Raw genomic sequence first — 22,872 nt, 5'->3', positions numbered from 1 at the left:
GCGCGTGTGACGCGATGTGCGTGTGCCCGCGCGTCGGTGCGACCCGGTACTGTCAAACGCCATGCATCTCAAGAGTCTGACGCTGAAGGGCTTCAAGTCCTTCGCTTCGGCGACGACTCTTCGATTCGAACCGGGAATCACCTGCGTGGTCGGACCCAACGGGTCGGGTAAGTCCAACGTCGTCGACGCGTTGACCTGGGTCATGGGCGAGCAGGGCGCCAAAGCACTACGCGGCGGAAAGATGGAAGACGTCATCTTCGCCGGCACATCCGGGCGCGCACCGCTCGGTCGTGCCGAGGTGACGTTGACCATCGACAATTCCGACGGCGCACTTCCCATCGACTACACCGAGGTCTCCATCACGCGGCGCATGTTCCGCGACGGTGCCGGTGAGTACGAGATCAACGGCAACTCGTGCCGCCTCATGGACGTACAGGAGCTGCTGAGCGACTCGGGTATCGGACGTGAAATGCACGTTATCGTCGGACAGGGTCGTCTGGCGGCGATCCTGGAATCGCGTCCCGAGGACCGACGTGCGTTCATCGAGGAAGCCGCTGGTGTCCTCAAGCATCGAAAGCGCAAGGAAAAGGCCGTACGCAAACTCGATGCCATGCAGGCCAACCTCGCGCGGTTGACGGACCTGACGGCCGAGCTGCGGCGTCAGCTCAAACCGCTCGGCAGACAAGCCGAGGTCGCCCGACGAGCCCAGACCGTGCAAGCCGACCTGCGCGACGCGCGGCTGCGGCTCGCGGCGGACGATCTGGTCGCCCGCCGTGAGGAATTCGCCAACCAGACGCAGGACGAAGCCGCCGCGCGGGAACAGTACGCAGCCGTCCAGGACACCCTGGAAGCAGGCAACGTCGCGCTCGGTGAACTGGAACAGTCGGTAGCGAGACTCACGCCGAGCGCCGAGGCTGCCGGGCAGACCTGGTTTCAGCTGTCTGCGCTGTCCGAGCGCGTCAACGCGACCATCAGGATCGCGAAGGAGCGCGCCCGCCATCTCGACTCGGCTCCGTCAGGAGGCCGCGGTCAGGATCCCGACGAACTCGAGCAACAGGCCGACCGCGTGGCGGAGGAGGAGCTCGAGCTCGTTGAGGCCGTCGAGATCGCTCGTGAAAATCTCGAAGTGGCACGCGATCAACTGGCCGAGCGCGAGTCCGCCGCCGCGGAGGCCGAACGAGCACACATGGCGGCCGTTCGTGCCGTCGCCGACCGTCGTGAGGGGTTCGCGCGGTTGTCGGGCCAGGTCGACACTTTCCGAACGAAGGCGGAATCCATCGACGCCGAAGTCGCCCGGCTCTCCGTCGCGATCGACGAGGCACGCGAACGAGGTGACCGGGCACAGGAAGAATTCGAAAGCGTCCAGGACCAGATCTCCGGTCTCGACGCGAGTGAGCTGAGCCTCGACACGCACTACGAGCGCGCCGTCGCCGCGCTGCGCAGCGCAGACGCTCGTGTCACGGAATTGCAGAACGAGGACCGTGTCGCAGGCAAGAAAGTGGCGTCGTACCAGGCTCGCATCGAAGCTCTGACCATGGGGCTCGAGCGCAAGGACGGCGCGGGCTGGCTCACCTCTCGCGGCCAGGCCGGCGTTGCAGGGCTACTGGCCGAGCGCATCACCGTCGAAGACGGGTTCGACGTGGCCGTCGCCGTGGCGATGGGGCCCGCCGCCGACGCAGTGTTCGCCGACTCGTACGAGGTCGCTCGCGACGCGGTCCGTGCATTGCACGAAGCCGACGGCGGTCGCGCCGTGCTGGTCTTCGAATCGGGTTCGGCCGAGCGCCCGAAGCCGGGGGTCCTGCCCGACGGTGCGCGGTGGGCACTGGACGTGGTCGACTACCCCGAGCCGCTGGCGTCGGCCATGCAGTCGCTGCTCGGGGACGTCGTGATCGTCTCGTCGTTCGACGACGCGCAGTCGGTCATGGGCACCGTGTCCGGTGTCCGCGCCGTGACCACTGCGGGCGATTACATCGACTCCGGCTGGGTGTCGGGCGGATCCGACCGCAGACCGAGCACGCTGGAAGTGCAGGCAGCGATCGACACGTCGACCGTCGAACTCGCCGCAGCGGAACGTCGATCCGCCGAACTGGAAGCAGCGCTGTCGGGTGCACTGGCAGAGCAGTCCGATCGGCGTGAGTCCGCCGAGCAGGCACTGGCGGCGTTGAACGAATCCGACGCGGCGATGTCCGCGGTCTACGAACAACTCGGCCGGTTGGGCCAGCTGGCGAGATCGGCGCACGCGGAGTCCGCGCGGTTGTCCGATCAGCGAGCCAAGGCCGAGAGCGGTCGCGAGGACGCGCTGCAGGCACTCGCCGAGCTCGAGGAACGTCTCCGTCTTGCCGAGGACGAGCAGTCGGAATCGTCCGACGCTCCCGACTCGGAGGACTCCACCTACGCGCGCGAGGCAGCAGCTGCAGCGCTGGCCGAGGTGCGATCGGTCGAGGTGGAGGCACGGCTGAACGTACGCACCGCCGAGGAACGAGCTCAGTCACTACGCGGAAAGGCCGATTCCTTGCGTCGCGCGGCGCGGGCCGAGCGCGAGACTCGGGCCCGTGCGGAACGGGAGATGATCGCTCGACGTCACGCCGCTGCCGTCGCGGAATCGGTTGCCACGGCAGGGGAGCGGGTGGCGACCCGACTCGCCGATGTCGTCTCAGCCGCCGCAGCCCGCCGGGACGAACTGGCCGAACAGCGCGCCAACACCACGGCAGAACTCGAACGCGTCAAAGAACAGGTCCGTGCACTGCAGGGCCAGTTGGCGTCCATCACGGACGCCGTTCACCGTGACGAGGTGGCGCGTGCGCAGGCGGCGCTTCGCATCGAACAGCTGGAGTCGACGATTCTCGAGCAGCACGGAATCGGCCTGGACGATCTGGTCGCCGAGTACGGACCCGATGTCGCGCTCGCGCCGACCGAGCTGGAGATGTCCGAGTACGAAGCCGCGAAGGAACGCGGTGAGCAAGTGGTCGCACCGGCCCCGATGCGGTTCGACCGCCTCACTCAGGAGAAGCGAGCGAAGCGAGCCGAACGTGACCTGGCGACTCTCGGCAAGGTGAACCCCCTCGCACTGGAGGAGTTCGCCGCACTGGAGGAGCGCTACAACTTCCTGTCCACCCAGTTGGAGGACGTGAAATCGGCTCGGAAGGATCTGCTGGACGTCGTCGCGGACGTCGACGAGCGCATCCTGCAGGTCTTCACCGATGCCTGGCTCGACGTCGAGCGGGAGTTCACGCAGGTCTTTGCAAAGCTGTTTCCGGGAGGCGAGGGACGTTTGATCCTGACCGAGCCCGGAGACATGCTCACGACCGGAATTGAGGTCGAGGCACGTCCGCCTGGCAAGAAGGTCAAGAGGTTGTCGCTGCTCTCGGGTGGCGAGAAGTCCCTGACTGCCGTGGCCATGCTGGTGGCGATCTTCCGTGCCCGACCGTCCCCGTTCTACGTCATGGACGAGGTGGAGGCCGCACTCGACGACACCAACCTTCGGCGCTTGATCGGCTTGTTCGAACAACTGCGGGAGAAGTCTCAGCTGATCGTGATCACCCACCAGAAGCCGACGATGGAGGTGGCCGACGCTCTCTACGGAGTGTCGATGCGGGGCGACGGCATCACGACCGTCATTTCGCAGCGGCTCAACCGCGACCGTGTGGAGACGATCGGCAGCGTGACCGCGCCGGACGAGGAAACAGCGGCCGCGCCCACCCCCTGACGGAGTGGCGCAGCGCACGCCCGCGCACTCGAAGAGCCCGCCGCCCTGACAAGATGGACACGTGAGTAGCCAAGCGTGGATCATCCTCGCGGCCGTTCTGGCCGTCCTTGTCGTCGCACTCGTCACCGGGCTGGTGCTGTCCCGTCGGCGCCGTGTCTCGTTGAAGTCGTCCGACACCCCGACGATCGAGGAGCAGAAAGACCGTTCCGGTGGGTACAAGGCGGGCGGTGGATTCTCCTTCAGCCAGGGCACCGCAACCGCCGAGCCCGAGCCCGTCGTCAGACCCGAGCCCGTCGTCAGGCCCGAACCAGTCGTCGAGCCGTCACCCGAGCCACTGCCGACGCCGGAGCCGACTCCCGAGCCTGAGCCGGCACCGGAGACCCAGCCGACACCGGAGCCCGAGCCGGCACCGGAGCCCCAGCCGACACCGGAGCCCGAGCCGACACCGGAGCCCCAGCCGACACCGGAGCCCGAGCCGGCCGGCCGAGTCCTCGACGACATCGCGCCCACCGACGGGCGGCTCGATCGACTTCGCGGCCGGTTGTCACGGTCGCAGTCCGCCGTGGGCAAGAGCCTGTTGGGCCTGCTCGGCGGTGGAGACCTGGACGAGGACTCGTGGGAAGAGGTCGAGGACACGCTGCTGATCGCGGACCTCGGATCGACCACGACGCAGGAAATCATGACGGCACTGCGGCAGCAGATGGCAGCGAGGAGCATCAGAACCGAGGCCGACGCGCGGGCGTTGCTGAAGGAGATTCTGGTGTCTCAGCTGCGCCCCGAGCTCGATCGCTCCATCAAGGCCCTGCCACACGAAGGAACCCCTGCGGTTCTGTTGGTGGTCGGAGTGAACGGCACCGGTAAGACGACCACGACGGGCAAGCTTGCGCGCGTGCTGGTGGCGGACGGTCGTCGAGTTCTGCTCGGCGCGGCGGACACGTTCCGTGCTGCCGCTGCGGACCAGTTGCAGACTTGGGCCGAGCGAGTCGGTGCCGACGTCGTGCGGGGCAAGGAAGGCGCTGATCCGGCCGCAGTCGCGTTCGATGCCGTGACCAAGGGTATCGAGCAGGGCGTGGACGTCGTCGTGGTCGACACGGCGGGTCGGTTGCACACCAAGTCCGGGTTGATGGACGAGCTCGGCAAGGTGAAGCGCGTGATCGAGAAGCGCGCGCGGGTCGACGACGTGCTCCTCGTGCTCGACGCCACCGTCGGCCAGAACGGGTTGACCCAGGCCCGGGTGTTCGCAGAAGTGGTGAACATCACCGGCGTCGCGCTCACCAAGCTCGACGGTACGGCGAAGGGCGGCATCGTCTTCCAGGTGCAACGTGAGCTCGGTGTGCCAGTGAAACTCGTCGGTCTCGGCGAGGGTGCGGACGATCTCGCGCCCTTCGAGCCGGAGGCATTCGTCGACGCGTTGCTCGGCTGATTCCGCCCCCTGATTTCGGACCGCGTGAGGGCTCACGCCGTCCGAAATCGGGTGAGCGCGGGATTGCGAAAAATACGAATGGCCTGGACGAAACGTATTGGCAACAGATTTCGCCGATGCGTTCACATGAGCGAAACACCAGAGTGTCATCGATGAAACTTCTTAAAACCACTCTTTGTTCTTGACGGCGCACCGACCGGTAGCGCAGGAGAAATGGAGGGTGTACGTGAGTCCCGAGGATGTATTGGCCAACTCCGGCAACGCCGCTTGGATGCTGATCGCAGCATCACTGGTGCTGCTGATGACGCCGGGCCTGGCGTTCTTCTACGGCGGAATGTCGCAGCAGAAATCCGTCCTGAACATGATGATGATGTCGTTCGGGTCGATGACCGTCGTCGCGATCATCTACTTCCTGTGGGGATGGTCGATGTCGTACGGAACCGAGGACATCGGCGGCCTGTTCGCCAACCCCTTCGAGTTCTTCGGTCTCAAGGATTCCATCACCGACGCCGACGGTAACTTCATCGCCGGAGCGTGGGGATACGCCAACATCATCGATGTTGCATTCCAGGTCACCTTCGCGATCATCACCGTCGCCCTGATCTCCGGCTCCATCGCAGGCCGCGTCAAGTACGGAACGTGGCTCGCGTTCGCAGGTATCTGGGTCACCCTCGCGTACTTCCCGCTCGCACACATGGTGTGGGGTGGCGGACTGCTCTCGGGCTCCGAGGACGGGCTCGCCGCGAAGATCTTCGGCACCACCGACGACGGAGAAGGCGGACTGGTTGCCTCGGTCGCGCCGATCGACTTCGCCGGAGGCACGGTCGTTCACATCAACGCCGGCATCGCAGGCCTCGTCCTGGCCCTCATCATCGGCAAGCGCATCGGCTTCGGCAAGATCGCCTTCCGGCCGCACAACCTCCCGTTCGTCATGCTCGGTGCGGCACTCCTGTGGTTCGGTTGGTTCGGCTTCAACGCCGGTTCCGCCTTCGCTGCCGACGGCGCAGCCGGACTCGCCTGGGTCAACACCACTGCCGCCACCGCGGCCGCCATCGCAGGCTGGCTCATCACCGAGCGCATCCGCGACGGACACGCCACCAGCCTCGGTGCCGCGTCGGGCATCGTCGCAGGCCTCGTGGCCATCACCCCCGCCGCGGGAGCACTCACGCCTGTCGGCTCGATGATCCTCGGCGTCATCGCAGGTGTCCTCTCCGCACTTGCTGTCGGCCTGAAGTTCAAGTTCGGTTACGACGACTCGCTCGACGTCGTCGGCGTGCACCTCGTCGCCGGCCTCTGGGGCACCATCGCGATCGGCTTCCTCGGTTCCGAGACCGGCCTGTTCTACGGTGGTGACTACAAGCAGCTCGTCGTGCAGATCGTGATCGCGCTGTTCGCACTCATCTTCACCGCCATCGTCACCGCGGTCATCGCCTTTGCTCTCAAGCCGCTCGGGTGGCGTGTGTCCGACGAGGAAGAAGCCAACGGAATCGACGAGGCAGAACACGCCGAGACCGCGTACGACTTCGCCTGACAAGGTAGAGATAAGAGCGAGAACCCTCGCTCCGCATGCAACCGGGCACATCAAGAGCTTGTGAAGGGAAGCAGAACAATGAAGCTGATCACGGCAATCGTCAAACCGTTCACGCTGGAGGACGTCAAGACGGGCCTCGAACAGGCCGGCGTGCTTGGCATGACGGTCAGTGAAGTTCAGGGATACGGGCGCCAGAAGGGCCACACCGAGGTCTACCGCGGCGCCGAGTACTCCGTGGACTTCGTTCCGAAGGTGCGCGTCGAGGTCGTCGTCGACGACGCGGCGGTCGAGAAGGTCGTCGAGGTCATCGTCGAAGCCGCTCGCACCGGCAAGATCGGCGACGGCAAGGTATGGGTCTCGCCGGTCGACTCGGTCATCCGAGTGCGTACCGGAGAACGTGGCGCCGATGCGCTCTGACCCACACGGGTCTCGGACAGGCGGCCTCGATTCCTCGGCTCACGCCGGGGGATCGGGGCCGTCGGTCTCGAAGGGCTCCACACCGAAGGGCTCGGCGTCGAACGACAGGTCCGGCGCGGCCGCCGACCTCGCGCGCGCCAGGAAACAGCTGCTCGACGGCGGGGCACGCAACCGTCGACTCGATGCGCCCTCGCTGCGGCAAGCCCTCGTCGATCTACACGAGTTCTGGCTCACCACCAAGGGATCCGAGCTGGGAATCAAACCCGATTCGGGATTCGCGATCGTGGCTGTCGGTGGCCTCGCGCGGCGCGAACTGCTTCCGTACTCCGATCTCGACCTGATTCTGCTGCACGACGACATGAGCCCCGAGATCGTCGCCGAGGTCGCCGACAAACTCTGGTATCCGTTGTGGGACGCGCACATCAAGCTCGACCACAGCGTGCGGACGGTGCCGCAGGCACTGCAGGTCGCCGCGACGGACATGACCGCGGCGCTCGGGATGCTCGAAGCTCGTCACATCGCCGGTGACGTGGAACTGAGCAATTTGCTGATCGGCGGGGTACGTAGGGAGTGGCGTACCGGAATTCGGTCGCGCTTCGACGAACTCATCACCCAGACCTCCTCGCGGTGGTCCAGAAGCGGTGAAATCGCCCACCGCGCCGAACCTGATCTCAAGAGTGGCCGGGGCGGGCTCCGCGACGTCCAGCTCCTCGACGCCCTCGCCATCGCGCAACTGACCGACGGTATGCCCGGTCTCGGCCCGTCGTCTCCCGGCGGCGGACTGGCCTTCGCGCACGGTCGACTTCTCGATGTCCGCACCGAACTTCACCGTGTCGCCGGTCGAGCGCGCGATCAACTGCGGGCACAGGACGCCGACGAGATCGGTGCCGCGTTGCGTATCGGCGATCGATTCGATCTCGCGCGCGTTCTCAGCGACTCGGCCCGAACCATCAGCTATTCCGTGGACGTGGGTTTGCGTACTGCGGGGAACTCCCTTCCACGACGCGGGCTCTCGCGGCTGCGCCGCGCACCGGTCCGTCGCCCGCTGGACGAGGGAGTCGTCGAGCATGCAGGTGAAGTGGTGCTCGCGCGCGATGCACGTCCGGGGAAGGATCCCGGACTGATCACGCGAGTGGCCGCCGCGTCGGCGCAGACGGGGATGCCGATGTCGGCGTCGACGCTCAATCGATTGTCCGACAGCGCCCCCGAACTGCGCGAGCCGTGGCCGAAGGAAGCGTTCAACGACTTGCTCGTTCTGCTCGGTTCCGGACGTCGCGCCATTGCCGCGATCGAGGCGCTTGACCGAACAGGGTTGTGGGGTCGGTTGATTCCCGAATGGGGTGCGGTGCGGGATCTTCCGCCCCGCGACGCCGTGCACACCTGGACGGTGGATCGGCACCTCGTCGAGACCGCCGCGTACGCAAGTGCTCTGACGACACGGGTGGCTCGCCCGGATCTTCTGGTGCTCGGCGCTTTGATCCACGACATCGGAAAGGGACGCGGGGGAGACCACAGTGTGGTCGGCGCGGAACTCGCCACGCAGATCGGAAACAGGCTGGGGCTGTGGCCGTCGGACGTCGCATTGCTCAGTGCAATGGTTCGCTATCACCTTCTCCTTCCGGAGACCGCGACCCGCCGCGACCTCGACGACCCGGCGACGGTGGAGACCGTCGTGAACACTCTCGGTGCGGACACGGTTCTGCTGGAACTGCTGCATGCACTCGCCGAAGCCGATTCCCTCGCGACCGGGCCCGGAGTATGGGGTGACTGGAAGGCGTCGTTGATCCGGGAACTCGTGCGCCGATGCCGCATGGTGATGGCGGGCGAAAGCCTGCCGACGCCCGACCCGCTCGATCCCGCGCACATCGCTCTGGCGGAGAAGGGCGGCGTACACGTCGATCTGCAGCCGACCGACGGTATGCACACCTATGTCGTGACCGTCGTCGCTCCGGACACACCGGGTCTGCTGTCCGACGCTGCCGGTGTGCTCGCGCTGCACTCGCTGCGCGTGCTGTCGGCGTCGCTGGGCAGTCACGACGGTTCGGCGGTCAATTCGTTCGCCGTCGCGCCGCTGTTCGGGACGCCGCCTCAAGCTGGGCTGCTGCGTCAGGAGATCATTCGTGCCCAGGCGGGTGAACTGGACCTGATCGCGTTGCTCGATGCCAAGGAACGGGACGCTCAGCCGATTCCGCTGGACGATCGGGCCGGGGAGTCGACCGAGCCGGAGGACGACTCGGCAGTTCCTGTCGTGTACGCGCAAGCGCCTCCGCGGGTGCTGTGGTTCGACGGGTCGGACTCGGGGCAGGTGGTGCTCGAGCTCAGAGCCGAGGACAGGCTCGGGCTGCTGTGCCGTCTTGCGACTGCGTTGGAGAAGCTGGGCGCGGACGTGAGATGGGCGCGGGTGGCCACGCTCGGTACGTCCGTCGTCGATGCGTTCTGCATCGATCTGTCGGGAACCGACACGCGGGCGACGAGGGAGGACATCGAGCGAGCGCTGCTCGCGGTGGTCCCCGCTCCGGAACCACCGAAACCTCCGGAAAAGCCGGAAGGAACCTGACCCGGCGTACCGATCGACGCGCCGTTCCGACTGCGCTTGTGAGTTTTCATAAAGATTCGGTTACGGTGTCTGCGGGCGAGATCGTTTTGTTACGTTTCTCGCCACAGGAACAACTTGTGAACGAGAGCGCAATGCATGCGAAACAGCCCTGCTCGGGGCGTTTTTCCATGCCTCGCCGACGACTGATGAGGTACTGACTGTGGGAGCCCACCGGCGGTCGAACATTTATGTTCCGACCACGACAGATTCGACGACACCACGCGGGCGTCACAGAGCTCAGGACGATTCGAAGGATTCGGGAATCAAGACGGCGACCATCGTCGCCGCAACAGGTGCGATCGTCGCCGGTGCGGCGCAACTGGGAACCGGGACCGCCACGGCGGCTCCGGCTCCGCTGCCCGACGCCCCCGCGGCGAGTCAAGCCTTCGGGATTCCGCAGAATCTGCTTCCCGCGGGCTTCGAGTTGCCCGCCGGAGTTCAATTGCCGGAGAACCTGATTCCGGAGGGCTTCCAGTTGCCGCCGGGTGTCGAGATCCCGGACACCTCTGATCTGCCCGCACTGGGTCTTCCCGATGTCGGTGCCGCGGCGCAGGATCTGCTGCAGGGGCTTGCACCTCTCAAGGACAAAGCAGTGCAGCCGGTGTCCGGAGTGTTGACCTCCACGTTCGGTCAGCGCTGGGGTACGCACCACGGCGGGATCGACATCGCTGCCCCGATCGGCACGCCGGTACTCGCAGCCGCCGACGGAGTGGTGACGGCCGCGGGACCTGCGTCCGGTTTCGGTCTGTGGGTCAAAGTGCTGCACGCCGACGGGACCGAGACGGTCTACGGCCACGTGGACACCTACGAGGTCGCCGAAGGGCAGCAGGTCGCCGCAGGTCAGCAGATCGCGACGGTCGGAAATCGCGGCCAGTCCACCGGCCCGCACCTTCACTTCGAGGTGCACGACGCATCCGGGATCAAGACCGATCCGTCCGTCTGGCTGGCCACGCGGGGAGTGTCCGTCACGTGGAACGACACCGCGCGCAACGCTTGACCGAGCACGCGCTGTCCACGCCTCACCGCCGCGGGCGCTAGGCTGGGTGCGACGTACGTGGCGGGGCGGCAGGCTCGACCCGCTGTCGGCTAATACTCGCTATCGGCTCAGGAGTGCAATCGGTGTTCGAATCCCTTTCCGACAGGTTGACCGGAACCCTCAAGGACCTGCGGGGCAAGGGGCGGCTCTCCGGTGCCGACATCGACGCCACGGCCCGTGAGATCCGGCTCGCGTTGCTCGAGGCCGACGTGGCTCTGCCCGTCGTCCGCGAGTTCATCACCCGCATCAAGACGCGCGCCAAGGGCGCGGAGGTCTCGGGTGCTCTCAACCCTGCGCAGCAGGTCGTCAAGATCGTCAACGAGGAACTCGTCGGGATCCTCGGAGGCGAGACCCGCCGCCTGCAGTTCGCGAAGACCCCGCCGACGGTGATCATGCTCGCCGGTCTTCAGGGATCGGGTAAGACCACGCTGGCGGGCAAGCTGGCCAGGTGGCTGAAGGACCAGGGGCACACACCCTTGCTCGTCGCGTGCGACCTCCAGCGCCCGGGCGCAGTCAGCCAGCTGCAGATCGTCGGTGAACGAGCAGGCGCAACAGTGTTCGCGCCGCACCCGGGAACGTCCATCGGCGGCGGGGAGAACGCGCTCGGCATCTCGGCAGCCGATCCCGTCGAGGTCGCACGCGCAGGCGTCGCCGAGGCTCGCGCCAAACAATTCGACATCGTCATCGTCGACACCGCAGGCCGCCTAGGTATCGACACCGACCTGATGAACCAGGCCGCGGGTATTCGCGACGCGGTTCAGCCGGACGAAACACTGTTCGTCCTCGACGCGATGGTCGGCCAGGACGCGGTCAGCACCGCGCAGGCCTTCCGGGACGGCGTCGGATTCACCGGTGTCGTACTGACCAAGCTCGACGGCGACGCACGCGGCGGCGCGGCACTGAGCGTCCGCGAGGTGACCGGCGAGCCCATCATGTTCGCGTCGACCGGTGAGAAGCTCGAGGACTTCGACGTCTTCCACCCCGACCGCATGGCCAGCCGCATCCTCGGTATGGGTGACGTACTCAGCCTGATCGAGCAGGCCGAGCAGCATTTCGACGCCGAGCAGGCCGAGGCCACGGCCAACAAGATCGGCTCCGGCCAGCTCACGCTCGACGACTTCCTCGAACAGATGATGGCCGTTCGCAAGATGGGCCCCATCGGCAATCTCCTGGGCATGCTGCCCGGCGCCGGCCAGATGAAAGAACTGGCCAACGTCGACGAGAAGCAGTTGGATCGAGTGCAGGCGATCATTCGCGGCATGACGCCGCAGGAGCGCACCGACCCCAAGATCATCAACGCGTCACGTCGTCTGCGTATCGCCAACGGCTCGGGCGTGAAGGTCTCCGACGTCAACCAACTCGTCGATCGTTTCTTCGAAGCTCGAAAGATGATGTCCGCCATGGCAGGCCGGATGGGCATGCCGGGCGCGCGCAAGCAGGTCAGGAACAAGAAGGGCAAGAAAGGCAAGAAGGGCGGTCGGGGGCCGACTCAGCCCAAGATCCGCGGCGGCTTCCCGGGCATGCCCGGAGGTATGCCTGCGGGCATGCCGGACCTGTCGTCCATGCCCAAAGGGCTCGACCAGCTTCCTCCGGGACTCGAAGGCATCGACCTGTCACAGCTGAAGCTGCCGAAGAAGTAGATCGGCCGTGGCCGCGTATCGGGTACGAGGACGGGCACTTCCGTCCGAGAGCCTCGTCGAGATCTGGATAGTCGACGGCGCGGTGTCGTCGGAGCCCGTCGCGGGAGCCGACACGCTTGCGGACGACGGTTGGATCCTTCCCGGGCTGGTCGACGCGCACTGCCACGTCGGCATCAAGTACGGCGGCGGCCACGAGGATCTGGCGGGGTCGATCGAGCAGGCCCGCACCGAACGTGACGTGGGGGCTCTGCTGTTGCGCGACGCCGGATCACCGGTGGACACGCGTGTCCTCGACGACTACGAGGACCTGCCGCGAATCATTCGGGCGGGACGGCACATAGCGTCGCCGAAGCGGTACATCCCCGGTCTGGCGGTGGACATCGAGGACGAATCGCAGTTACCCGACGCCGTCCGTCAGCAAGCCCGATTCGGGGACGGTTGGGTCAAGCTCGTGGGGGACTGGATCGACCGCAGTGTCGGGGATCTGCGCCCGCTGTGGGACGAACAGATCTTGAAGGCAGCGATCGACGCCGCCCACGAGGAGGGTGCACGCGTCACCGCGCACGTGTTCGGTGAGGATGCGCTGCCCGGGTTGATCGGTGCGGGCATCGACTGCATCGAGCACGGGACCGGGCTGACCGACGAGACCGTGGACATGATGGTCGAGCACGGGACCGCGCTGGTACCGACACTCGTCAACATCGAGACCTTTCCGTCGATCGCCGATTCCGCGACGAAGTATCCGGTGTACGCACGCCACATGCGCGACCTGCATTCTCGCGTCGCGGACACGGTGGGTCGCGCGCACGACGCGGGTGTGCCCATCTTCGCGGGCACCGACGCAGGCGGATCGATTCGGCACGGCCGGATCGCCGACGAGGTCCATGCACTCACCCGTATCGGGATGTCTCCCACCGACGCACTCGGCGCTGCCAGTTGGAACGCGCGGACCTGGCTCGGCCACCCCGGTCTCGAGCACGGGGCGCCGGCCGATCTGCTCGTGTACTCCGAGGACCCACGAACCGGGCCGGATGTACTGTCCTCGCCCGACGTGATCGTATTGCGCGGAATTCCGACCAAGCGCCCAGCGTGACATCACCCTTCGGACCCGACCCGCGCACCGGCCCCGACCGGACCGGCGAGCCCAGCTGGACGGGAATGGCACCGATGAATGCGGTGCACCACGACAGTTCCGGTTCTGCCTCGTACTGGCGAGCCGAGGAGGCCGCCGCGCGCCGACGGCCGCGTGGTCGGTGGGGAATCCCGGCGGCATCGACGGTACTGCTCGTCAACCTCGCGGGCTTCCTTCTCGCGCCCCTGGTGTTCGACACCGACGTGCCGGGCGTCTACGTGATGGCGATCATGCTTCCGAGCCTGGCTGCCCTGACGTTGTCGCTCGCGATCAGCTGGAGGCGCGGCAACGGGCCCGTCGTCGACTTCGGCCTTCCCACCTCCGCGACGGAGTTCGGCAACCAACTCAGAACGGGTCTGATCTGGGGTCTTGCAGCGTTGGCGGGCGCGATCGTGCTGGCCTTGGTCGTTCTGTCGCAGACGGACCTGGGGGACCAGGTGCCCCTCGCCGGGCTCGGGGTGTTGTCGCCGACGTGGAAAATCGTTCTGGCTCTGTGGATCTGGCTCGGTGCACCGTTCTGTGAGGAGGTGATGTTCCGCGGCATGGCCTGGGGCGCTCTCGAACGGCGTGTACCCCCGATGCGGGGTGCGTGGCTGGGAAACAAGTGGGTGATTCTCGTCGTCACCGCTGTTGCGTTCGCGCTCTGGCACCGGGAGGGATGGCGGCTCGTGATTCTCGTGTGGGGAGGCCTGGCCATCGGTATCGCACGCATGAGATCCGGCTCGGTGATGTCGTCGACGATCGCCCACTCGACCAACAATGCGCTCCCTGCGCTGGCGATTCTGCTCGTCGCCTGACACCGATTAACCGACATCGGGGCGCGTCTGGCACAATAAGACGCTGTTCGCCCGTCACCGGTTACGTACCGTACGGCGGTCACAACACCCCCATCAACGCAAAACCGGGTGCGCAGTCCGTGCGCACCGCTGAATTGCGCCGTGACCACAACGAAAGAGGCTTCACCTTCATGGCTGTCAAGATCAAGCTCATGCGTATCGGCAAGATTCGCACCCCGCACTACCGCGTCGTCATCGCCGACTCTCGCACCCGCCGCAACGGCCGTGCGATCGAGACCATCGGCAAGTACGAGCCCAAGCAGGACCCCAGCATCATCGACATCGACTCCGAGCGCGCACAGTACTGGCTGGGCGTCGGTGCTCTGCCGACCGAGCCCGTCGAGGCTCTGCTGAAGATCACCGGTGACTGGCAGAAGTTCAAGGGCCTCCCCGGCGCCGAGGGCACCCTGCGCGTCGCAGAGCCCAAGCCGTCCAAGCTGGACCTGTTCAACGCAGCACTCGCTCAGGCCGACGCCGAGCCGCTCGGTGACGCAACCACGGCCAAGAAGAAGAAGGCCCCCAAGGCCGACGACGCTGCAAAGGCCGACGACGCCGCTGCCACCGAGACGGCAGACGCGCCGGCCGCCGAGGCTGCTGAGAAGTGAGTGCAGTTGTCGCCGATGCCGTCGAACATCTCGTTCGCGGCATCGTCGCCAATCCTGACGACGTACGCGTCGAGCTGATCACCGGACGCCGCGGGCGCACCGTCGAGGTGCACGTGCATCCCGACGATCTCGGCAAGGTGATCGGACGCGGCGGCCGCACGGCCACCGCGCTGCGTACGCTCGTCTCCGGTATCGGCGGACGCGGAATCCGCGTCGACGTCGTCGACACCGATCAATAAGAACCGACGATGGAACTCGTAGTCGGTCGTGTGGCGAAGTCGCACGGCGTCAAAGGGGAGCTGGTCGTCGAGGTTCGCACCGACGATCCCGATGCCCGCTTCGCCGTCGGCTCGGAGCTTCGCGGACGTGCACCACGTAACCGAACCGACACGATGTCCTACACAGTGGAAGCCGCCCGGGAACACTCCGGGCGGCTTCTGCTGCGCTTGAAGGGCATCGCGGACCGGACGGCGGCCGATGCCCTTCGCGGCACCCTGTTCTTCGTCGAGTCGGACGACCTGCCCCCGTCCGACGATCCGGACGAATTCTACGACCACGAACTGGAAGGACTGTCGGTCCGCCACGTCGACGGCACCGAGGTCGGGACGGTGAAGGAAGTGCTCCACTCCGCCGCGGGAGAGCTGCTGTCGATCTCACCGGCCGACGGATCCCGCGCCGAGATTCTGGTCCCGTTCGTCGCGGCGATCGTCACGTCAGTATCACTGACCGACGGTGTCGTGATCGATCCACCCGAGGGTTTGCTGGATCCGGAGCCGTGATGCGCCTCTCCGTGGTGACCATCTTCCCGGAGTATCTGGAGCCGCTTCGAACAGCGTTGCTGGGCAAGGCAATCGACAAGGGTCTCGTGTCCGTCGATGTGCACGATCTGCGCGCCTGGACCCACGACGTGCACAAGGCCGTCGACGATTCTCCGTACGGCGGTGGACCGGGAATGGTCATGAAGCCCACGGTGTGGGGTGATGCGCTCGACGACGTTCTGACGCCGGAGTCTCTTCTGGTCGTTCCCACCCCTGCCGGCGTGCCGTTCACGCAGCGCACAGCCGAAAGATGGTCTCGGGAACAGCATCTGGTGTTCGCGTGCGGACGTTACGAGGGTATCGACCAACGGGTATTCGACGAAGCCTCGACGCGTGTACGCGTCGAGGAAGTGAGCATCGGCGATTACGTGCTCATCGGCGGTGAGGCCGCCGTGCTCGTCATGAGCGAAGCCGTCGTGAGACTGATGCCGGGCGTACTCGGAAACCAACAATCCCATCAGGAGGATTCGTTCTCCGACGGGTTCTTGGAAGGGCCGAGCTACACGCGACCGGTGACGTGGAGAGGGCACGACGTCCCCGACGTTCTGCTCTCCGGTGACCACGCCAGAATCGCGGCGTGGAGGCGCGAGCAGTCCCTTGCCCGGACGCGGGAACGACGACCGGACCTGCTCGCCGATTCGGACGGGCAGTCCGACCTGTAGAAGCCCGGTCAGTCGACCTTCCCGTCCGGGAACAACATCGTCACGAACCCGGTGAGTGTGTCACGCGCATGCTGAGCGCTGCTGTCGTCGGTCACGTCCACCACGGCGGTATCGGGGTAGTGATCCATGTCGTCGTCGTAGTGGATCTCTTCCCGCGAGATCATGGCCACCACGAAGCGGTTGTCGACGCCCACGGTGCCGGTGGACAGATGCAGCCAGCGATCCGCGATGCAACACATCCACCCCTGCTTGATGGCGTGCACCGGCTCACCGGGAAGTCCGTCCACGATGCCGAAATGCTGGTGATAACCGTCGGTGGCCACGGGAGTCGACTCGCGGAGAAGGCCGATCATGAGCGAGGTCGACGCGGGGGACAGCCCACCGGACCCGTCGAGCACCGCAGAGTAGTAGCGCACGAGTTCGGCGGCCGTCGTCGTCGTGTTCCACCACTGGCCGTCCCACGGCGGCGCCGTTACGGTCAGCCCGTATCGCTGCGCGATGCGCGTGACGATGTCACCCGCGCCGTACTTGTACCAGAGGGTGTTCGCGGCGTTGTCGTCCGACGACTCGAGCATCGTCGTCATCGCCTCCAGGTCGTCGGCGGCGACCGGTACGCCTGCCAGTTCCGCGCCCTTCAGTACGTCGTCCGCGATGAAGAGCTTCGACACCGACGCCGTCTCGATCTGTTCGGTGTCACCGGCGGCGAAGTATTCTCCGGTCACGCGATCCAACAACGCGAAGTCCACGTCGGCGCCGCGTTCGGCGGAGGAACGGAGTGCTTCGGGGATGCGGGAGTCGAGGTCGAGGTCGTCGACGACCTCGGTATCGGGAAATGGTGATTCGCTCGTGCTCGGGGTGCCGCTGACGGCCGAGTCCTCGGGGACGCTGCAGCCCGAGAACAGAACCGTTATCGCGGCGACGAGTGCGGCGCAGGAAACTGCCAGGACTTGCATCGGCCTGGACATCTCGAGTTCTCCCACACTGGTCCGTCGAACAACATGTCCCACACTAGCTGTAGGGTCGTGCGCCGTGACGATTGCTCTGAAAACTGTGAACAAGCGCATAGCCGAGGAACTCGACGTCCGCGAGGGTCAGGTCGCCGCAGCGGTGGACCTTCTCGACGGCGGATCGACGGTCCCGTTCATCGCCCGGTACCGCAAGGAAGTCACCGGCATGCTCGACGACGCGCAACTGCGGCAACTCGAAGAGCGCCTGCGCTACCTGCGTGAGCTCGACGAGCGTCGTGACGCAGTCATCGAGTCCATTCGCTCGCAGGGAAAGCTGGACGAGGCGCTCGAACAGTCGTTGATGCTCGCCGAGACCAAAGCCCGTGTCGAAGACATCTACCTGCCGTTCAAGCCGAAGCGGCGCACCAAGGCTCAGATCGCTCGCGAAGCCGGCCACGAACCGGTCGCCGACGCACTCATCTCGAACCCCGACACCGATCCTGCGTCGTTCGACACCGAGCAACTCGACGGTGCGCGGGCCATTCTGGTCGAGCGGTTCGCCGAGGACGCCGATCTCGTCGGTGAGCTTCGTGAACTCATGTGGACCCGTGGTCAGTTGACCTCGACGGTGCGTAAGGGCAAAGAAGACGAGGGCGCGAAGTTCGCCGATTACTTCGAATTCTCCGAGCCGTTCACGACCCTGCCGTCGCACCGCATTCTCGCTGCACTGCGTGGAGAGAAGGAGGAGGTGCTCTCGCTCGGCCTCGAACCTGAGCAGGAGGAGCAGGCCCCCGGCGTCCCGACGGTGTACGAAGGTCGAATCGCCGCGAAGTTCGGCATCGCGGATCGTGGTCGTCTCGCGGACCGCTGGTTGCTCGACACCGTCCGGTGGGCGTGGCGAACCAAGCTCGTGGTGACGCTCGCGATCGACGTTCGCATGCGACTGCGTCAGTCCGCGGAGAAGGACGCCGTCGACGTGTTCGCCTCCAACCTGAAGGACCTGTTGCTCGCGGCACCGGCAGGCAACCGCGCGACGATGGGGCTCGACCCGGGGTTCCGCACCGGAACCAAGGTCGCCGTCGTGGATTCCACCGGAAAGGTCGTGGACTACGACACGATCTATCCGCACAAGCCGCAGGGCAAGTGGGATCAGGCTCTGGCCACCCTGGCAGCGTTGGCGGCCAAGCATTCCGTGCAGCTCATCGCCATCGGCAACGGCACTGCGTCACGCGAGACCGATTCGTTGGCGGCGGAGCTGATCGCGAAGTACCCGGCGGCAGGTCTGACCAAGATCGTCGTGTCCGAGGCAGGCGCGTCGGTCTATTCCGCTTCGGCCTACGCATCGAGCGAGCTTCCCGAGCTCGACGTGTCCATCCGCGGTGCGGTGTCGATCGCGCGTCGTCTCCAGGATCCGCTGGCCGAGCTGGTCAAGATCGATCCCAAATCCATCGGTGTCGGCCAGTATCAGCACGACATCTCCGAGTCCCTTCTCGCGCGCTCGCTAGGGGCCGTCGTCGAAGACGCGGTGAACGCGGTGGGTGTGGATGTCAACACGGCTTCGGTGCCGCTGTTGTCCCGTGTGTCCGGCATCGCCGGGTCCTTGGCGGAAAGTATCGTGGCGCACCGCGATCAACACGGTCCGTTCGCCAGCCGATCCAAACTGAAGGATGTTGCGCGCCTGGGCCCCAAGGCATTCGAGCAGTGCGCGGGCTTCCTCCGTATCTCCGGCGGGGACGATCCGCTCGACCGTTCGAGTGTCCACCCCGAGGCATACCCCGTGGTGCGCAAGATCGTCGATTCGGCAGGAGTCGGCGTACGCGAGGTCATCGGCAACACGTCGCTGCTCCGCGGACTCGACCCACGGACCTTCGCCGACGACCGGTTCGGAATCCCGACCGTCAGCGACATCATCACCGAACTCGAGAAGCCCGGCCGTGACCCGCGCCCCGAATTCAAGACGGCCACTTTCGCGGCCGGAATCGAGAAGGTCGCGGATCTTCGGCCCGGGATGACTCTGGAGGGCGTGGTCACCAACGTTGCGGCGTTCGGCGCATTCGTCGACGTCGGTGTGCACCAGGACGGGCTCGTTCACGTCTCCGCGATGTCGCACAATTTCGTCAAGGACCCCAGGGAAGTCGTCAAGAGCGGCGACGTCGTGAAGGTCAAGGTCATGGAGGTCGACATTCCGCGCCAGCGCATCGGGCTGAGTCTGCGCCTCGACGACGAGCCGGGTGCGTCCGCTAAGGACAAGCCGCGCAGCACCGGTGGTCCCCGCGGTGGTGGTTCCCGCGGCGCGGGCGCTCCACGCGGTGGTGACGGCCAGGACCGGCGTCAGCAGCCCCGGCGGGAGAACCGCGGTGGACGGCAGGCCGCCGCGCCTGCCGGTGGGTCGATGGCCGATGCGCTGCGCAAGGCCGGATTCGGTAAGTAGCATGCGACGGGTGGCACGCCCGTCCACGAGGAGCACGATGCAGCGGTGAGTTGGTTGGATCGCGAGATCGTCGCGCACGGACGACTGCCGTTGCTCTGCTTCCTCCTCGGCTTCCTCGCCGGGTTTCTGCTGATCAGGCTCAGCGTCAGGATGATTCGGGCTCAGGTGAAGTGGTGGCCGGGCAACATCACTCCCGGGGGCCAGCACATCCACCACGTCGTCTTCGGGATCGTGCTCATGCTCGTGTCCGGCATCTCGCTCGTTGCGGTGTTCGAGGACGGCACTCGGGAGACGGGAGCCGTCCTCGCAGCCCTGTTCGGCGTGGGCGCTGCACTCGTTCTCGACGAGTTCGCGCTGGTGTTCTATCTGAAGGACGTCTACTGGTCCGAGCAGGGCCGAGCGTCCGTCGACGCCGTGTTCGTCGCCGTCGCGGGGACGGGGTTGCTGCTGCTCGGTTTTCACCCGCTTGCGCTGCTGAACATCGCCGATATCCGCGCGGACGCCGACCCGGTGGTCCGGGCGGGCTTCGTTGCACTGGCGTTGGCCCATCTCGCACTGTGCGCTGTCGTGCTGGCGAAGGGGAAGATCTGGACCGGATTGATCGGGTTGTTCTTCGCTCCCATCCTGTTCGTCGGCGCCCTTCGTCTGGGCAGGCCGGGCTCGCCGTGGGCGCGGTGGCGTTACACCCGCCGACCCCGGAAGATGGAACGCTCGTTGCGGCGAGAACGCACCATTCGTCGTCCGGCGATTCGCGCGAAGATCTACCTGCAGGATCTGGTGGCAGGAAAGCCCAGCATCGACCACGCGCTCGCGGCGACGGAGGACGAACTGGACCGGACAGTTCAGGCGGCGCCTGCCCCGACCGAGTGACACCGGAACGCCCGCCGGCGGTCGCCGAGGCGATTTCGCGTTACCGTCGGTGGTCTGGCACAATGGTCGGGTTGCCTGTACCAGGCACAGACCTAATCGGAGTACGAACCAGCCGAGTTCCGTGTAGTCGGATTTCTTTCCGAACGTGCGGTACCGCTCGGTTCCTCTACTCGTGCGAAGAACGCAAGGATGGCCACACCGATGAACACTCTGGATTTCTTGGACAAGCAGTCGCTGCGCAGCGACATTCCTGACTTCCGCCCCGGCGACACGCTCAACGTGCACGTCAAGGTTATCGAAGGCTCGAAAGAGCGCGTGCAGATCTTCAAGGGCGTCGTGATTCGCCGCCAGGGTGGTGGCGTTCGTGAGACGTTCACCGTTCGTAAGGTGTCGTTCGGCGTCGGTGTAGAGCGCACCTTCCCGGTCCACAGCCCCAACATCGCGCAGATCGACGTCCTCACCCGCGGTGACGTTCGTCGCGCCAAGCTGTACTACCTCCGCGATCTGCGTGGCAAGGCCGCCAAGATCAAGGAAAAGCGCTGAAGTAAGCGCGTCCGGCCGTATTGACACGACAGCCGCATCGCCCCGTCAGGGGTGGTGCGGCTGTCGTGCTTTCGGTGTACCGGTCGATCGCGGAAACCGGGTGCGGCTAATCTGGTGCGGTGTCAGATGCCCCGCAGGATCCACACGATCGATCCGAGTCGCGCTCCGAGGAGCCGACTGCACCCCGTAAGGAAAAGAAGAAGCAGCGTTCGTTCTGGCGTGAACTGCCGATCCTCGTTCTGGTCGCTCTGGTCCTGAGTTTTCTGCTGCAGACATTCATCGCACGCGTGTATCTGATTCCCTCCGAGTCGATGGAGCCGACGCTGCACGGTTGTGCCGGATGCACCGGGGACCGGATCGTCGTGGAGAAGATCGGCTACCGCTTCGGCGATCCGAAACCAGGAGATGTCGTCGTCTTCCGTGGGCCGGATTCGTGGAACAGCGACTTCGTGTCCACGCGATCGGACAACACGATCGTCCGCGGGGCCCAGGAAGTGGGTTCGCTCATCGGCATAGTGGCTCCGGACGAGAACGATCTGGTCAAGCGAGTCATCGCGACCGGTGGCCAAACAGTCGAGTGCTGCGATGATCAGGGACGGGTTCTCGTCGACGGCAAACCGTTGGACGAGCCGTACGTACAAATGGATTTCCCGTTCACACCAGGGACGTTGACGTGTGACACCGAATTGAAATCCGGACGCTGTTTCCCCGCGGTGACGGTCCCCGAAGGCAACCTGTGGGTCATGGGAGACAACCGAAGCAACTCCGCCGACTCCAGGTTTCACGTATCCGACGAACTGATGGGCACGGTTCCCGTCGACAACGTCATCGGCAAGGCGTTCTTGATCGCACTTCCACCCTCGCGCTGGGGGACCCTGGACTCCCCGGACATCCAGGGGCAGTGAGCCGACAGCACCGATGGTCAGTACCAGTCGATCGCGTGGCCGCCCGCCGTGGCCACCCCGCCCTGTCATTCGTAGGTCCTCGGGCCTACGAACGATGGAGTCGGCCCTCGATCGAGGCGGTCTGGGACCGGTAGCGGGCGTCGACGAGGCGGGTCGAGGCGCGTGTGCGGGTCCGCTGACCGTTGCAGCCTGCATCCTGGGCCCCAAACCGTACGCGTCGCTGGCCGACCTGAACGATTCGAAGAAGCTGACCGAGAAACGCCGCGAGGAACTGTTCCCCAAGATCACCCGGTTGGCCCTCGCCTGGAGTGTCGTGTTCATCGAGGCCGAGGAAATCGATCGGATCGGCGTCCACGTCGCCAACATCGAGGGGATGCGTCGCGCCGTGGCAGGTCTGGGAACGACTCCCGGTTACGTGTTGACCGACGGGTTCCGGGTGCCGGGCCTGCCGGCTCCATCGCTTCCGGTGATCGGCGGAGACGCGACTGCCGCCTGCATCGCCGCGGCAAGCGTCCTGGCCAAGGTGTCCCGGGATCGGGTCATGGTCGACATGGACTCGCGGTTTCCCGGATATGGTTTCGCGGTGCACAAGGGATACAGCACGAAGGTTCATGCGGCAGCGATGACCGAGCTCGGCCCGTGCGCTGAGCATCGAATGTCGTACGCGAACGTGTCCGCAGCGAAGAGGGGCGCCGACGCGGTTGCATCCGTGCTGGGCCGAATGGACCTGGACGAGCGGAGTGCGCGATGATGAACCTTCGACGTCGAGCAAGA

Annotated in this window: 18 protein-coding genes and 1 pseudogene; 18 read left to right on the top strand and 1 reads right to left on the bottom strand. The window is 65.8% G+C overall.

The window, feature by feature from the left end; all coding sequences use genetic code 11:
• Nucleotides 1-61: 61 nt before the first annotated feature.
• The 13 genes from smc (at nt 62) to trmD (ending at nt 16,402) form a co-directional block, all read left to right on the top strand.
• Entirely contained in the window at nt 62-3,706 is a 3,645-nt protein-coding gene (smc, locus tag CH289_RS24665) for a chromosome segregation protein SMC (RefSeq protein WP_094620651.1), read from the top strand.
• Nucleotides 3,707-3,767: 61 nt separating this feature from the next.
• Nucleotides 3,768-5,129 (top strand): signal recognition particle-docking protein FtsY, encoded by a 1,362-nt coding sequence (ftsY, locus tag CH289_RS24660; RefSeq protein WP_094728801.1) that lies wholly within the window; start codon nt 3,768-3,770, stop codon nt 5,127-5,129.
• Between the two features lie 271 nt (nt 5,130-5,400).
• A complete protein-coding gene (locus CH289_RS24655) occupies nt 5,401-6,660 on the top strand; it encodes an ammonium transporter (protein WP_170947592.1) in 1,260 nt (419 codons plus the stop codon).
• A 78-nt stretch (nt 6,661-6,738) separates the two neighbouring features.
• Nucleotides 6,739-7,077, top strand: a complete 339-nt coding sequence (locus tag CH289_RS24650) for a P-II family nitrogen regulator (protein WP_019664269.1) — start codon at nt 6,739-6,741, stop codon at nt 7,075-7,077.
• Entirely contained in the window at nt 7,067-9,634 is a 2,568-nt protein-coding gene (locus CH289_RS24645) for a [protein-PII] uridylyltransferase (RefSeq protein ID WP_026347642.1), read from the top strand. The genes CH289_RS24650 and CH289_RS24645 overlap by 11 nt, the downstream gene beginning before the upstream one ends.
• A gap of 199 nt (nt 9,635-9,833) precedes the next feature.
• On the top strand, nt 9,834-10,670 hold the full coding sequence (locus tag CH289_RS24640) for a M23 family metallopeptidase (RefSeq protein ID WP_020110317.1): 837 nt from the start codon (nt 9,834-9,836) through the stop codon (nt 10,668-10,670).
• A gap of 122 nt (nt 10,671-10,792) precedes the next feature.
• The gene (ffh, locus tag CH289_RS24635) at nt 10,793-12,349 is read left to right on the top strand and encodes a signal recognition particle protein (RefSeq protein WP_026347641.1); all 1,557 of its coding nucleotides are present in this window, start codon (nt 10,793-10,795) and stop codon (nt 12,347-12,349) included.
• A 7-nt stretch (nt 12,350-12,356) separates the two neighbouring features.
• Complete coding sequence (locus tag CH289_RS24630; RefSeq protein ID WP_019664265.1) at nt 12,357-13,442, top strand: amidohydrolase family protein; 1,086 nt, start codon at nt 12,357-12,359, stop codon at nt 13,440-13,442.
• Nucleotides 13,439-14,278: a CPBP family intramembrane glutamic endopeptidase gene (locus CH289_RS24625; RefSeq protein WP_094728799.1), complete on the top strand. Its 840-nt coding sequence runs from the start codon at nt 13,439-13,441 to the stop codon at nt 14,276-14,278. The genes CH289_RS24630 and CH289_RS24625 overlap by 4 nt, the downstream gene beginning before the upstream one ends.
• 170 nt (nt 14,279-14,448) lie before the next feature.
• Nucleotides 14,449-14,922 carry a 30S ribosomal protein S16 gene (gene rpsP, locus CH289_RS24620; protein ID WP_019664263.1) on the top strand — a complete coding sequence of 158 codons (474 nt, stop codon included), beginning with the start codon at nt 14,449-14,451 and terminating at the stop codon, nt 14,920-14,922.
• A complete protein-coding gene (locus tag CH289_RS24615; RefSeq protein ID WP_003939023.1) occupies nt 14,919-15,161 on the top strand; it encodes an RNA-binding protein in 243 nt (80 codons plus the stop codon). Before rpsP ends, CH289_RS24615 begins: the two co-directional genes overlap by 4 nt.
• A gap of 9 nt (nt 15,162-15,170) precedes the next feature.
• Complete coding sequence (gene rimM / locus CH289_RS24610) at nt 15,171-15,701, top strand: ribosome maturation factor RimM (RefSeq protein ID WP_019664262.1); 531 nt, start codon at nt 15,171-15,173, stop codon at nt 15,699-15,701.
• Nucleotides 15,701-16,402 carry a tRNA (guanosine(37)-N1)-methyltransferase TrmD gene (gene trmD, locus CH289_RS24605; RefSeq protein WP_094728797.1) on the top strand — a complete coding sequence of 234 codons (702 nt, stop codon included), beginning with the start codon at nt 15,701-15,703 and terminating at the stop codon, nt 16,400-16,402. The genes rimM and trmD overlap by 1 nt, the downstream gene beginning before the upstream one ends.
• 8 nt (nt 16,403-16,410) lie before the next feature.
• Here the strand turns inward: trmD and CH289_RS24600 are convergent, their stop codons facing one another.
• Nucleotides 16,411-17,367 carry a class A beta-lactamase-related serine hydrolase gene (locus CH289_RS24600; RefSeq protein ID WP_256977506.1) on the bottom strand — a complete coding sequence of 319 codons (957 nt, stop codon included), beginning with the start codon at nt 17,365-17,367 and terminating at the stop codon, nt 16,411-16,413.
• A 64-nt stretch (nt 17,368-17,431) separates the two neighbouring features.
• Here CH289_RS24600 and CH289_RS24595 point away from each other — a divergent pair, with 64 nt between their 5' ends.
• The 5 genes and pseudogenes from CH289_RS24595 to CH289_RS24575 all read left to right on the top strand — a co-directional run bounded on the left by CH289_RS24595 (nt 17,432) and on the right by CH289_RS24575 (nt 22,849).
• Nucleotides 17,432-19,780: a Tex family protein gene (locus tag CH289_RS24595; protein WP_179276868.1), complete on the top strand. Its 2,349-nt coding sequence runs from the start codon at nt 17,432-17,434 to the stop codon at nt 19,778-19,780.
• A 45-nt stretch (nt 19,781-19,825) separates the two neighbouring features.
• Nucleotides 19,826-20,745, top strand: a pseudogene (locus CH289_RS24590) (hypothetical protein); the annotation flags it as partial.
• 106 nt (nt 20,746-20,851) lie between these two features.
• The gene (gene rplS / locus CH289_RS24585) at nt 20,852-21,193 is read left to right on the top strand and encodes a 50S ribosomal protein L19 (RefSeq protein ID WP_026347639.1); all 342 of its coding nucleotides are present in this window, start codon (nt 20,852-20,854) and stop codon (nt 21,191-21,193) included.
• A 119-nt stretch (nt 21,194-21,312) separates the two neighbouring features.
• Nucleotides 21,313-22,098: a signal peptidase I gene (lepB, locus tag CH289_RS24580; protein WP_019664256.1), complete on the top strand. Its 786-nt coding sequence runs from the start codon at nt 21,313-21,315 to the stop codon at nt 22,096-22,098.
• A 13-nt stretch (nt 22,099-22,111) separates the two neighbouring features.
• Complete coding sequence (locus CH289_RS24575; RefSeq protein ID WP_080738245.1) at nt 22,112-22,849, top strand: ribonuclease HII; 738 nt, start codon at nt 22,112-22,114, stop codon at nt 22,847-22,849.
• Nucleotides 22,850-22,872: the final 23 nt, after the last annotated feature.

It is taken from the genome of Rhodococcus sp. RS1C4 (assembly GCF_002258225.1).
Taxonomy (GTDB): domain Bacteria; phylum Actinomycetota; class Actinomycetes; order Mycobacteriales; family Mycobacteriaceae; genus Rhodococcoides; species Rhodococcoides fascians_E.
The sequence above is the reverse complement of the archived record's forward strand: the minus strand, read 5'-3'. Positions and strand labels throughout refer to the sequence as shown.

Bases quoted from the DNA above. Each gene is read 5' to 3' on its own strand.
- CH289_RS24600 (WP_256977506.1), bottom strand. From the start codon at position 17,367: ATGTCCAGGCCGATGCAAGTCCTGGCAGTTTCCTGCGCCGCACTCGTC.
- rimM (WP_019664262.1), top strand. From the start codon at position 15,171: ATGGAACTCGTAGTCGGTCGTGTGGCGAAGTCGCACGGCGTCAAAGGG.
- rpsP (WP_019664263.1), top strand. From the start codon at position 14,449: ATGGCTGTCAAGATCAAGCTCATGCGTATCGGCAAGATTCGCACCCCG.
- CH289_RS24645 (WP_026347642.1), top strand. From the start codon at position 7,067: ATGCGCTCTGACCCACACGGGTCTCGGACAGGCGGCCTCGATTCCTCG.
- rplS (WP_026347639.1), top strand. From the start codon at position 20,852: ATGAACACTCTGGATTTCTTGGACAAGCAGTCGCTGCGCAGCGACATT.
- CH289_RS24655 (WP_170947592.1), top strand. From the start codon at position 5,401: ATGCTGATCGCAGCATCACTGGTGCTGCTGATGACGCCGGGCCTGGCG.
- CH289_RS24575 (WP_080738245.1), top strand. From the start codon at position 22,112: ATGGTCAGTACCAGTCGATCGCGTGGCCGCCCGCCGTGGCCACCCCGC.
- trmD (WP_094728797.1), top strand. From the start codon at position 15,701: ATGCGCCTCTCCGTGGTGACCATCTTCCCGGAGTATCTGGAGCCGCTT.
- smc (WP_094620651.1), top strand. From the start codon at position 62: ATGCATCTCAAGAGTCTGACGCTGAAGGGCTTCAAGTCCTTCGCTTCG.
- CH289_RS24650 (WP_019664269.1), top strand. From the start codon at position 6,739: ATGAAGCTGATCACGGCAATCGTCAAACCGTTCACGCTGGAGGACGTC.